General features: G+C 61.7%; 9 protein-coding genes. 7 read left to right on the plus strand and 2 right to left on the minus strand.

The genetic code is table 11. The annotated features are described in order from the left end of the window. Window positions 1-124: 124 nt before the first annotated feature. Genes bcsA through QCE79_RS27470 form a run of 3 tightly spaced genes read left to right on the plus strand, consistent with a single transcriptional unit; the run spans window position 125 to window position 7,632 of the window. Window positions 125-2,497, plus strand: a complete 2,373-nt coding sequence (bcsA, locus tag QCE79_RS27460; protein ID WP_309849258.1) for a UDP-forming cellulose synthase catalytic subunit — start codon at window positions 125-127, stop codon at window positions 2,495-2,497. 13 nt (window positions 2,498-2,510) lie between these two features. Continuing rightward, on the plus strand, window positions 2,511-4,829 hold the full coding sequence (locus tag QCE79_RS27465; RefSeq protein ID WP_309849260.1) for a cellulose biosynthesis cyclic di-GMP-binding regulatory protein BcsB: 2,319 nt from the start codon (window positions 2,511-2,513) through the stop codon (window positions 4,827-4,829). Continuing rightward, window positions 4,810-7,632: a cellulose synthase subunit BcsC-related outer membrane protein gene (locus tag QCE79_RS27470; RefSeq protein ID WP_309849262.1), complete on the plus strand. Its 2,823-nt coding sequence runs from the start codon at window positions 4,810-4,812 to the stop codon at window positions 7,630-7,632. The genes QCE79_RS27465 and QCE79_RS27470 overlap by 20 nt, the downstream gene beginning before the upstream one ends. Window positions 7,633-7,853: 221 nt before the next feature. On the opposite strand, the gene QCE79_RS27475 is transcribed toward QCE79_RS27470, so the two are convergent. Then, window positions 7,854-8,183 (minus strand): helix-turn-helix domain-containing protein, encoded by a 330-nt coding sequence (locus tag QCE79_RS27475; protein ID WP_309849264.1) that lies wholly within the window; start codon window positions 8,181-8,183, stop codon window positions 7,854-7,856. Between the two features lie 383 nt (window positions 8,184-8,566). Here QCE79_RS27475 and QCE79_RS27480 point away from each other — a divergent pair, with 383 nt between their 5' ends. Continuing rightward, the gene (locus tag QCE79_RS27480; protein ID WP_309849266.1) at window positions 8,567-9,124 is read left to right on the plus strand and encodes a hypothetical protein; all 558 of its coding nucleotides are present in this window, start codon (window positions 8,567-8,569) and stop codon (window positions 9,122-9,124) included. A 101-nt stretch (window positions 9,125-9,225) separates the two neighbouring features. Here QCE79_RS27480 and QCE79_RS27485 read toward each other — a convergent pair whose 3' ends face one another. Next, complete coding sequence (locus tag QCE79_RS27485; protein WP_309849269.1) at window positions 9,226-9,522, minus strand: hypothetical protein; 297 nt, start codon at window positions 9,520-9,522, stop codon at window positions 9,226-9,228. An 872-nt stretch (window positions 9,523-10,394) separates the two neighbouring features. On the opposite strand from QCE79_RS27485, the gene QCE79_RS27490 reads away from it, so the two are divergent. From QCE79_RS27490 to QCE79_RS27500, 3 genes are read left to right on the plus strand one after another with little or no spacing between them, the layout of a single operon-like run. Continuing rightward, window positions 10,395-10,610, plus strand: coding sequence for a hypothetical protein (locus QCE79_RS27490; protein ID WP_309849273.1), 216 nt, complete (start codon window positions 10,395-10,397; stop codon window positions 10,608-10,610). Between the two features lie 8 nt (window positions 10,611-10,618). Continuing rightward, window positions 10,619-11,533 carry a DNA adenine methylase gene (locus QCE79_RS27495; RefSeq protein ID WP_309849276.1) on the plus strand — a complete coding sequence of 305 codons (915 nt, stop codon included), beginning with the start codon at window positions 10,619-10,621 and terminating at the stop codon, window positions 11,531-11,533. A gap of 1 nt (window position 11,534) precedes the next feature. After that, window positions 11,535-11,753: a hypothetical protein gene (locus tag QCE79_RS27500; protein WP_309849279.1), complete on the plus strand. Its 219-nt coding sequence runs from the start codon at window positions 11,535-11,537 to the stop codon at window positions 11,751-11,753. Window positions 11,754-12,531: the final 778 nt, after the last annotated feature.

Raw genomic sequence — 12,531 nt, forward strand, 5'->3', positions numbered from 1 at the left:
AAGTGAATCAGGCGCCTTGTTCTCCTTGGTTCTTCTCTGTGTGGGCGGAACGCGCCGATGCCAATGGGGCAACGCACGGTCTTAAGGACCCGTGCCTTGAATCGAATCAACGCGGGCGAGAGTAATGAGTGTAACGACCAGGTTGAATTTCACGCCGCGTGCATTGCGGCCGCCCGCGCGCGAGATGCCGAGCGTCGGTGTCGAACACGCGCCACCGCCTCGACGGCCCGGCGGCTTGCCGACCTGGGTCATCGTCGTGGCATGCGTCGCGGCGTTCGCGGTCGTCGCCGTGCTGGCGATGGTTCGCATCGACCTCGAAGCGCAGTTTTGCCTGGCGTTCGCCACGCTCGCCGTGATGGTCGTGCTGCGCCGCTCGCGTTTCATCGAACATACGCGGCTCTTCTTCCTCTTGTGTTCCGCTTTCCTTTCGATGCGCTACGTCTGCTGGCGCACCACCTCGACACTTGGCTATAACGGTTTCGCCGACTTCATCCTGATGATGATGATGTACGGCGCGGAACTCTACGGCATCGTGCTGACGCTGGGCGGTCTGTTCGTCAATAGCCGGGCGCTGGAGCGCCCAGGCGTGCCGTTGAACCGCTCGGCCGGCCCGCTGCCGACCGTCGACGTCTACGTGCCTTCGTACAACGAGCCGCCGGAGATGCTCGAGATAACACTGCGCGCCGCACTCGACATGCGCTATGACCGCGAGCGCGTGAACGTTTACTTACTCGACGATGGCGGCACCGAACAAAAGCGCACGCAGACCGATCCGGTCAAGGCTGCAGCCGCGCAGGAACGCGCCTTGACGCTCTCCCTGCTCGCCGCGCGGCATGGCGCACAGTACTTGAGCCGCGAGCGCAACGAGCACGCTAAGGCGGGCAACATCAACGCGGCGCTCGCCAAAACCAGCGGCGAACTCATCGTGATCTTCGACGCCGATCACGTGCCGACCGCCGATTTCCTCGAAAAGACCGTCGGTCATTTTCAGCGCGACAGTGAGCTGTTCCTGTTGCAGACGCCGCACTTTTTCAGCAATCCCGATCCGCTCGAAAAGAACCTCGGCATGTTCGGCAAGATGCCGCCCGAGAACGAGATGTTCTACTCGGTGATTCAACGCGGTCTCGACTTCTGGAACGCATCGTTCTTCTGCGGTTCGGCGGCGGTGCTGCGCCGCAAGTGTCTGATGGAGATTGGCGGCATTACGGGCACGTCGATTACCGAGGATGCGGAAACGGCGCTGGTGCTGCACGCACGCGGCTATCGGAGCGCCTATCTGAACGAACCGCTGATCGCCGGATTGCAGCCGGAAACCTTCGCGAGCTTCGTCGTTCAGCGCGTGCGCTGGGCGCAGGGCATGATCCAGCTTCTTCTCTTTCGCAATCCGTTGCGCATGAAAGGGCTCAAGCTCGCGCAGCGCATCTGCTACTTTTCAAACGCGTTCTTCTGGTTCTTCTGCTATGCGCGCGTCGTGTTTCTGCTCGCGCCCGCACTGTATCTGCTGTTCGGTTTGCAGTTCTATAACGCGACGCTGCCCGAGTTCTTTGCATACGGTCTGCCGCAGATGGCCGGCGTGATCCTCACGACGGATTATCTCTTCGGCAAGTATCGCTGGACGCTCATCTCCGAAGTCTACGAAATGCTGCTGTCGTTGTTCTCGCTGCGCGGCGTGATCGCCGTGCTGCTCAATCCGCGCGCACCCACCTTCAACGTGACGCCCAAGGGCGAGCAAAGCGACGCGGATCAGATCTCCGAACTCGCCGGGCCGTTCTACGCGATGTATCTCGGCGTGCTGATTTCCGCCATCGTCGGCGTATGGCGTCTGATCGACGGCGACACGCAGCGCGGTGTGATCGCTTCGTCGGTTGCGTGGAGCGTGCTGAATCTCGTGCTGCTCAATGCGTGTATCGGCGTGCTATACGAACGCCGTCAGCGCCGCGTCGCGCCGCGTGTACCCGCCGACATTGCCGGCACGCTTCTGCTGCCGGAGTCCGCCAACACGGATGCGGCAACACCCGTCCGCTCGTTTTCTCCGGCGTTCGGCTGCCATATCGTCGATCTCTCGGCAGGCGGCGCGAAGCTCATCGTGCCATTCGACGCCGAGTCTTCCATTCCGCGTGGGTCGCCCGCGACGCTCGATGCCTTCGATGCCGCGCGTGGTTGCCACAGCCAGTTGCCGGTAATCGTGCGCGGTGTGTTCGAGCGCGGCGACGGCACATGCGCGGTCGGCGTCGAGTTCGCCGATCGCAGCGTCGAAGGCTTGAGCGACCGCGTGTCGCTCGTCTATGGCGACAGCGGCCGCTGGCGCAGTTTCCGCGACGGCCGCAACAAACGCATCGGCATCCGGCGAGGTCTCGGCCTCGTCGTGCGGCTCGGCACCGTTCACGCGCTCGCGCACTACCGGACCTTTTTCACCGCGCTCCTGCGCTATGTCGCGAAACGGTTGTCGCAGCGACGGCGTGATCTGCGTGGCGTCGTCACGCAAGCGAAGTCTTGACTGGATCTTCACCATGTTTGCCATTCGAAAAACCATGATTGCCGGCTGGGCGGCGTGCGCGATTTTCGGCGCGACGGCAGAGGCGGCATCGCATGCGCCGAAAGCCGCATCCGCGCCGCTCGCGGCCAATGCCGACGCCACCGCCACCGCCAACGCGAAGGCGGCATCGTCGCCCGTGTCGCTTGCGACCTACGCGAATCTGTCGGGCCCGATGCGTATCGTTGGCGCGTCCGCTTCACGTTCGGTCAGCGTGCCCGTGTCTGCGCGTGAAGCGGTGCGCGGCGCGACGCTGCATCTGGTCGCGTCCAACTCGGTGTCCTTGCTCGGGGAACGCTCGCAGCTCGTCGTGCGCGTCAACGATCGCGCAATCGCACAGTTTCCTCTTTCGCCGCGTCAGCCGGAACTGACTGCCGACATTCGCGTGCCCGCCGAACTGCTGCGCGCCGGTTATAACAATTTGACCTTCCAGGTCGCGCAGCATTCGACCGAGAACTGCGAAGAACCGAATGCGCCGGAACTATGGACCGAAGTCGATAACAGCGCGTCGACCTTTGCCGTCGATACGGAATTGCGCCCGCTCACCAGCACGCCGCCGCAGCTTGCCACGCTCGACGATCTGATCGATCCGAAGCAGAATGCGCAGCGCTCCATCGCGATCGTCAACGCAGTCCATCCGGTGACGGACTCGCAGCTTTCGAGCGGCGGTCTGCTTGCTCAGGGCGTCGCGTTGCGGCTGCGTTACAGGAATGCCGATCTGCGCGTGCTCGATGCGCAAGCGGGCGAGGGCGCGGGCATGTTGCGTGGCCTCGATCTCGCGTCGCTCGCCAACGCCGACGTACTCCTGATCGGCAAGCGCGACACGCTTGCGCCGTATCTCGATGCAGCCATGCTGGAGCGTATCGGCGGCGCGTTTCTCGGCGTCTATCCGAAGCCCGACGATCCGCGACATTTCGTGCTGCTCGTCGCGGGACGTACCGATGAAGAAGTGAATCTGGCCGCGCGCGTGTTCTCGCACGCGGAACTGCCGCTGCCGCGCCGCGCCGAAATGACGGCCGACGGTTTGACGGAAGCGCGCATGGACGGCGCGAAGGGTGGTGACGCGCTGTCCGGCACGAAGCCGTACTCGCTGCGCGATCTAGGCTTCCGCAGCACGACGCTCGGTGTGGGCTCAAGCGCCGATGTGACACTGACCTTACCCGCCGATGCCTACGCGCCGGAAAACGCGCAGGCCGTGCTGACGCTCAACTTTGCCGAAGGCGCGCGCATGCGTTCGGACTCGGTGCTGAACCTGTACCTGAACGACCGCTTCGTGCAAGCCGTCGCGCTGGATCAGCAGCAGGGCGCGGTGGTCAACCGCTATCGCGTGTCCGTGCCGTTGCAGCGCTTCCAGCCGGGTGCCAACGTGCTCTCGCTGCGCCCGGTGCTCGTGCCGCTCGTGACCGATCGCTGCACGCTGCGTCAGTCGGCCAATCTGCAACTGTCCTTGTTCGACGATTCCACCATCGAGCTGCCGCCCATGCTGCACTTCACGAATCTGCCGGACCTTCGGCGTTTCGCGGAAAGCGGCTTTCCATACACGCGCCGCGCCAATGGCGCCGATCTCGCGATTCAGCTCAACGCGCGCGACGACGACACGCTGAACGCCGCGTGGTCGCTCCTCGGCAAGCTCGCGCAGAAACAGGGCAGGCCGCTGACCGCCGCGCAGATCACGGCGGGCGTGCCGGGCGTGGGCCGGCAGACCATCGTCGTCGGCGCGGGCGCCGAGTTGCCGCGCGCGGCGCTCAACGGCGCGCCGTGGGCGCCGGGCAAGTCCATGCGCTTTGCGATCAACGAGCCCGCACCGGCCGAGCCCACGCTCGCCGACAGCATCTGGGCACGCGTGGCGGGCGTGTTCGGCAAGCCGGCCTACGCGGCGGACGTCGCGCCCGACATGGTGCTCGACGGCGACATGAAGTTGTCGCGTCAATTGCTCGTGATGCAGTATCGCAGCGCCGCGAGCAAAACCACCGCGACGACCACGCTTTTAACGGCCGCGACGCCTGCCGAGTTGCTGCATGGCGTGCAGCAGCTGATCGCGCCGCAGCACTGGGGATCGCTCGATGGCGACGTGAGCGTCGTCAGCTTCGACAGCGACGCGCTCTGGACGACGCGCGTGAGCCGTCGCTACGAAGTCGGCGAGATCGGCGCGTTCGATCATATCGGCTACGAAGTGTCGGCGCATCCGTGGATGGCTTACGGCGTGCTGGCCGGGGCGCTTGCGATGCTCGCGGCGCTCACGGCGTTGCTGTTGCGTCGTTATCACCGCAAGCATCATGTCGATTCGAGAAGCTGATCGGCGCAATGCGCTCGCCGAATTGCTCGTGCGGGAAACGGCCATGTCGATGAGCGTCATCGGTCCGCGCAATCCATACAGGATGGGTCGCGACATGCCGCGCCACCGTGCGCGCTTCACACCGGCCGTAGGTGCGCGACTCGCGACGGCATTGCTTTGCGTTGCCGCGTTGCCGTCCGCCGCGGTCGCGGCAGGCGGGCAGGGGAACGTGGTTTCGGCGGAGCATGGCGTCATGCCGGGAGTGGCCGCGAGTGCGGCTAACGCGGCCAGTTCAACGCGTGCGCCAGGCGTGAAGGGCGCAGCGAGTGCGGCAAACGCGAGGAACAGCGCGAACTCGACGAGCACCATCGAGGAAGTCCAGCAACAAGCTCAAACGAACGTTCTCGTGCACGCAATGCCGCGCACGCCGTCCGGCGATCCGACGGCGGCTCACGCTTCAAGCATGCGCACGCCCGCCACCAAAGCGCCAGGCGCGCCCGACGAGCGTCCGCTCTGGAACCTCTTGCACGCAAGGCGCCTCGCCGATTTCGACGCGATGCTCACACGCGTCGAGCGGCGTTTTCCTGCGTGGTCACCGCCCGCGAGCCTCGTCGCAGAACGCACCCGTCAGCAGCGTGACGCGCAAATCCAGCGCTCGCTCGCGGGCGATGTCGCCTTGCTGCGCGCGCAGATTGCCAGCGACCCCGATGCGTTCGGCTGCGCGCACATCGACCGTGCATGGCGAGCGGGCGAACTGCTTGCCGCCGCGGGCGATGACGGAGCGGTCTACGCGCTCTATCGGCCGATAGTCGCCGCTTGCACGTCCGATGTGAATCGCGTGGTCACGCTGCAGCGCGCGACGCAGCAGTTGCCCGCCGCACAGGCCGACGCATTGATCGACATCGAATGGAAGCAAGGGACTCGCGGCGAGCCCGCCGCACGCGATTTCGCGCGCCTGCGCAATGCGCGCGTGCTCGATGCATCATCGACATGGGCGACGGACGCGGCAAGCACGAAGCGCACGCTCGCCGAACTCGCGCCGTCGATCCGCGACTCGCGCGATGGGCCGTCCGCCATGCGCGCGGGTTGGCTCGAACTCGCACAGAACGACTACGTCGCAGCCGCGCAATGGTTCGAATTCGCGAGCGACTGCGACAAAGCGACCTTGAACGACGCGATGCTGGGCCTCGTGCAAGTACGCATGGCGCAAGGCGATCTCGATGATGCCGAGCGCCTGATCGAGTCACCCTCGCTCGCAACCGATTCGCGTACGCGTGCGCTGCGCGCGGAAGTTGCCATGGCGCGTGCAAGCGATGCGTACCGGCAAGCGCGCTATCGCGATAGTCTGACGGCGCTCGACGCCGCGCAAGACGCGGGCGCGGCCGATGAACGCGTCGAGCCGTTGCGCGGCTGGAATTTCTTTGCGCTGGGCGACTATGCGCAAGCGGAGCGCGTGTTCGAGGCGAACTATCAGCAACATCATGACGACGACAGCGCCGAGGGCCTTGCGCTGAGTGCGAAAGCGCAAGGGCGCGGTCATCGCGCGACGCATACCGAAAGAGCCGATACGGGGCCGTTGCCCGCGTACACCGCGGCGCTCGACGCGCAGCATCTCTATTACCAGAAGCAGTTCGTCGAAGCAGAGCGCATGTGGCGCAATGCGATTGCGGGCAACGCCGACGCGCAGCGCATCGCGCACTATCTGCCCGCCGATCTCACCGGCATCGACGCGCCGTCGATCACCGCCGGTTTGGGCTGGGCGAATCACGCGGGCACGCGCGGCGAGAACCGCTTGACGGTGTTTTCACCGACGCTCGATGCCGAATGGTTCGACGCATCGCGCTCATACGAACTGCGCTATCGCCAGTTGTTTCTGAACAGCGGCACGGGCAACGTCAACGCCGAAGAATTGCAGGGCAAGCTCACACAGACCGTGCGTCTGGGCGATGATCGCCTCGACGTCCATGCGATGGCGGGCGCAACGCAGGGCGGACCGTTCGGCGCATCCTTTCAGGGCGAGGCGGGCGTCGGCCAGACGACGTCGTGGGGCGCGTGGTCGGCCTATGCCGCGGCGTTGCCGGTGCGCGATTCGCTGCTTTCGTGGCGCGGCGAGACCGTGCGTCTTGACGGCACGAATCCCAACGCGAACGTCTTCGAATGGGGCCGCGTCACGCGTGCCACGACGGGCGGCAGCGCGCGCTGGCAGATCGGTGAGCGCTGGAACGTCAGCGCGGGCGGTCATCTGGACTGGCTGACGGGCCATGAGGTCCAAGGTAACGAAGGCTTAGGCGTCGATGTCGCGGCGAGCTACGATTTGCGTGCGCCGGGCTTCGACTATTTGAGCATCGGGCCTGCGCTGCATTACCTGGGCTATCGGCGTAACGAGAACTTCTTCGTGCCGACGCAGGGCGGCTATTACAGTCCGCAGAGATCGACCAGCGTGGGCGCGGCGCTTCAGTTTCTATCGAAGGAAGGCCGGTCTTGGCAGGTCTCGGGAAACATCGAAAGCGGCTGGAATTATTCGAAGCAATCGATGGGGTCGTGCTCGACGACCGAGGCCGCGAAACTGGGCGTGGTGATCGATTGCAGCGGCAGCAACGATCGCGGGCCTTACGCGCACGTTCAACTTGCGGGCGCGCTGCAGGTGACTTCGCGCTGGCAAGTGGGTGCGCTTGCCGATGTCAACGTGACGCCTGGACGGGACCGGCAAATTGCCGCTATTGCATACGTGCGGTACTTTTTGTCGCCGCGCAGTGCGGTGTTCAGTCGTGATCTGCCGCAAAGTGCGCGGGATTTGAGGCTGGCGTTTGATGAATCGCGGTGATGCCGTTGGGGCTTCGGCACGTCGGTTACGGTTTGTGGGTGATCGGCGTGTCGATGACGTTTCGCGCGACCGTTTTGATAATGGATTTGTCCGCTTCGGCGCGACGAGGTTGATTTGAGCTGGCGGTTGTCGTGGTGCTTTGGCTGAAGACAGACGAGCTGATATGGCGGGCAACTCGTTACTTTACATAACACAAAAAGTTTCGCTAACTGCAGCTGGCGTTACACCTGCGGGAGCCAAGCCCCACAAGCGTTAGCGGGTAGCGCCAGCCACCGAAAACCCTTGGAAAATTTTTCCCAAGCACCTAACCAAATCGTCCGGACGTCAGCAGACTTCGCGCGCTCATAAGCAGCAGCAGCGATAACTTCCATCGGTTCGATACCGCACGCTTGGGCAATCTTCAAAGCAGTTGTTTCGTCGAAATGGCTACGTCCCGCTCGATAGCCGCTTATCGTCGAAGCGCGAATGTTCACCGCCTTAGCAAGTGCGTAATCGGATTCGATGCCGAGGCAACGCTTCGCCTCGTCGAGATAGTCAATCGTTGACTTCATTTCTTTCCCCATAAAAACAACCCAGAGCCAAGGGTAGTTCGATGTTCGAGAACATGCAACGATCGAGAGTCTCGATATATCGAGCTCTTGACATATGTCGAGGGCTCGAACTATTCTTCGCTTGTCACCCCGGCAACCGACCTTACCCACCGGTGCTAGTGCGACGGCGCTAGTCGCCGGGGCGACGCTTCACTAGCAGCATCCACCAACGGGTAGAAACAAAGGGGTAGTCAAATGCACGTTTCGATTCAGAGAACTCTCGAAGCTTTGAAACTTCTGCGCCGAGCGCTTACGTTGGATTTCCGCGCATGGATGGACGGAGTGCTCGTCAAAGTCCATATTTGGACTTCTATGACGGAAACACAGTGCGACAGGCGGGCAGCATGAGCGATCAATCACGCTTTTCGGTTAAAGATCGCGCCGCATCCTCTAGCGATCCCGCCGTGTGGGCCGATTGCGTCAACGAGCTGCGCGGCGAGCTGCGCGTTGCGGACATCATCATCCGCAATGCGCTCGGTGTTGTGACTTTCGAGCAGAAGCTTATGTGGCGAACGGCGAACTATCACGCCGCTGTTATCGAGGATGGGGGCGGCTTTGTCCGCTCCCAAGAGCGCAGGGCAGTGATCGAAGCCACTTACGATTCAACGCTGTGCCAGGAACTTCATCGGGCACACGCAACGCTGTGCCTAGAACTTCATCGGGCACACGTCACGATCGCGAACGTTTCGCGATTGTTGTCGTGGCATCAGACTTCGTTTTGGAATATCGCGAATCATCAGGATGGCGTTGCCGAAACTCAGGATCCGGTGCGCTTCCGTGCGCGCAGTGATGTATTGCATCGCGCGTTCGAAATGGAATGGCGTCCGCGAGTCGTGAACGATTGCGCCGCAAGAAAGCGCCCGCCCGTGCGGGAGCTTGATGATTCTAGGGGCACGGCATGAATCTGTGCGATCAAACATCGACCTCAAAGCGGATTGCGCTCGGCATGAATTCGAACGCGCAAAATTCCGCCGAGCTGCAATCTCCTATCGTCGATCGCGGGCTAATGCGCGGTTTTTTGAACAAGTTCCAATGCGAGTTGGTCGCACGCGGCGCGACTCAGCGGTACTTGTCTGGCGCGACACCATTCCGAAAGTTTGGTGAGTCTTACGATTGGAGTGTCGATGGCTGTCGAGGAAGATGTACTCAGCAACTCGATAGCCTTTTGATTCAGATTCGAGTCCCACTCTTCGAATGTTTCTGGCAACGCATCGCCGTCGACCAACATCGATTTGATGTCCCGGTACTCAGCCGGATCGAAGGTAGCGATGATGAAGGCTCTAGTTGAAGGTGTCGTCATGTTTTCTCCTTGGATGGAACGTTGACGAGGTAAGAGACGTCAATTTTGCCATATTGTCTGAGGAATTCTTTTGCCGAACGCGGATGCGAATAAGGTGTGACGACCGACGCACTGCCGCTACTGGCACAACTTCGGAGGTTTCTATGAATTGCAGTGGTCGCCAGCACGCTGATGGGGTTTCAACGCTGGTCTCGGTCCCGATCGCCGACGTTCTTTCATGCACATCCAACTCGCGCAATAAACCGCGTGAACCAATGAAAAACGTATTGCTTTATGTTGACGTTAAACAGCAAGCCTCGAAGTTGGAGGCGATTGCCTCGATTTGCGTAAACGGCTCACGGGCGCGCGAAGAGTGGGCGGGTCTAAGGATCGACATCGCTGTCGGCGCATCGTGCACTAGCGTCCCGTTACGGGAAGTGCTGAGTGCTGCAGTCGATCAGATGCCGTCGCTGGAATATGTGGCGCGATTTGCTGGATTGGACCAATCTGATTTGCTTCCCATTGAGCTTCGCCTCTGCCGGTCCCATTCCACGGAATTCCCGGGGTGTCGCTGCTCGTAATGCTCGATGGCAACGCGCATCTTCCAGGCACTGAGCGCGTCGCATGAGAACGCTACGCTACAACAAAATTCCATTCTGACATCGCTGGCGCATTAAGGCGTCGGCATCTTTGGAAGCTTAAGTGATGACTATATATAGCAGTACTAACTGGAAAAACGAAGAGAGGATCGCGATTGCGCGAGTGATCCGTGCAAGTAACGCGGAGCAGATGGCGCGTCGGCGGGCGCTTGATGAGTCTGAAGCGGCGCACCGGCATGCAGTCGTTGCAAGCCGCTCCGAGTGCAAGCTCTCCTTCGTTCGGGCAGTTTGACCATGCAACCCGGCCGTCAGATAGAACCGGGCATTACCGAATTTGGCCCGTACTACAACACGGAAGCCGCGCGCGGCGGCTATTTCGTTGCGCGCGAAGTCGAGTTTCACTGGTATGAAGAGGCGGGGCACGACATATCCGAGCACTTCAAAACCCGCGAGTGGGCATTGCAAGATGCTCGCGATCACGTGCGCCATTCCGAGCAGGTGATCGCATGAGGAGCGGCTTGCCTGAGGCGGCTATCAAGACCCCGTTTCTCTCATATTTCGGCAGCAAATTTCGAATCGCTGAGTGGGTACTGGCACACCTGCCGCCCCATGAAACCTACATTGAGCCGTTTGGTGGCTCGGCGGCCGTCCTTCTGCGAAAACCTTGTAGCCGAGTCGAGATTTACAACGATCTCGATGGCGAGATTGTGAATCTGTTCCGCGTGGTCCGAGACGATGCAATGCGCGCACGTCTGATCGCCGCATTGGAGGCGACACCGTACGCGCGCGCCGAGTTTGACGATGCATGGCTTAAGACGGATGAGCCGGTTGAGCGCGCGCGGCGGTTGTGCGTCCGGGCGCAGATGGGTTTCGGTAGCAGTGGATCGGCTCGCCCGCTGCACGCTCCGACCGGGTTTGCTGCGGACGTTTGGTCGGATGGGGCGGGGCAATGGCTTCGGTACCCCGCGCGCCTCGCGGCTATTGGTACCCGTTTGCGCGGAACCCTGATCGAGCATATGCCCGCTGTCGAACTGATCGCGAAATACGACGCGCCGAATGTCCTGTTCTACGTCGATCCGCCGTACCTACCCGAAGTGCGAAAAAGCGTATCGCGTGGGCTCGGCCGCGACTATCGCTGCGAAATGTCCACGTTAGAACATGCCGATCTGCTGGCGATGCTCGCGAATCTGCATGGTATGGCCGTCGTCAGCGGCTATGCGTCGGGAATGTACGACCGCGCCTTAGGTGAGTGGGCGCGGTTCACTCGTGGCACGCGTGGGAGCGGGCAGGTCGGCACTGTGGCGCGCGAGGAAGTGATTTGGGTTTCACCTGCGGCTTGCGCAGCAACCGGCATCGAGCCGAGCACGTCAGTATGTCTCGGCGACGATGCAACGGACATGCCCCTGTTCGCGGTTGGCGCGACGCGGGGCTGACATGGATCACCGCCGCGACGATGAGGTGTATTCAACGCGCGAACTGCTGATCGAGGATTTAGCTGTTCTTGGCATTGGTGCGGGCGTGCTTGCTACGGCTCCTGAGCTGTCGAGCCCGCGGCGCACGGCGTTATCGGATCAAGCCGAAGCGGCAGCAATGCGAATACTGCGTCCATTGCTGCGCGACCTTTCAAAGCGCAGCCGTTATGTTGCCAACTAGGAAAACAACCCTATGAACCTGAAGCCCGAGAAGAACTTTATGCCATGGTGGGCGATCTGGCTAATCGCCATAGTCGGCATGCTCACATGGTGCGGCGCCCAACCAGAGGATGAAGATGGTTCGCTACCAGTATGGCCAGCTAAAGCGTGCGGCGGGTGTAGCGAGGTTGAATGGAAATGTATAGGCCAACGGGAGCTCTCGTAGCGCAAGGTGCTGATGACGTGGCTTGGCAGCCGATGTCGGTTCTGAAGCGGGAGAGCTCCCACCACATAGCAGTTCCAACCAGATAAGCCCATTGCCGACTGATGTCTCGTCGCGAGACCTATTACGCAAGGCTAAACAAACAACGACAGGGCTTTGCTTAGGAGGGGCATCTTGACGAGATTGTCTCCGTATCCATGAGTTAGAAGGTTTCGGTTGTAAGCAATCCAATCAAGGGCGCGCACGCCGGCAGGTCCATCGCTTTGGAGCACACGCAGGCGCGCGTCGATGTCTTGAAGCTCAAGTGCTGCGCATTGCGCAGGCAGTGGATGGTTGACCAAGGCGCTGCAATGCGTGCGGCTTACGACTGCGGTGCGCAATATGAGGGCGGGTCGACCGTAGAAGCTGCATATCGAAGACGAAAATAGCCTCGCTTATATATTGTATGGCGTACCTCCGACTTTCGACTGATGAAGAGTGGGCCGGGAAGCGACTCCGAAACTTCCCGGTTCGTTGGCGTGACCACATCACACAGCAGTGGCGTGAGCGGCACGCGTCACGTCAGATCGATGCGCGT

The organism is Caballeronia sp. LZ003 (assembly GCF_031451465.1).
In the GTDB taxonomy this organism is placed as follows: domain Bacteria; phylum Pseudomonadota; class Gammaproteobacteria; order Burkholderiales; family Burkholderiaceae; genus Caballeronia.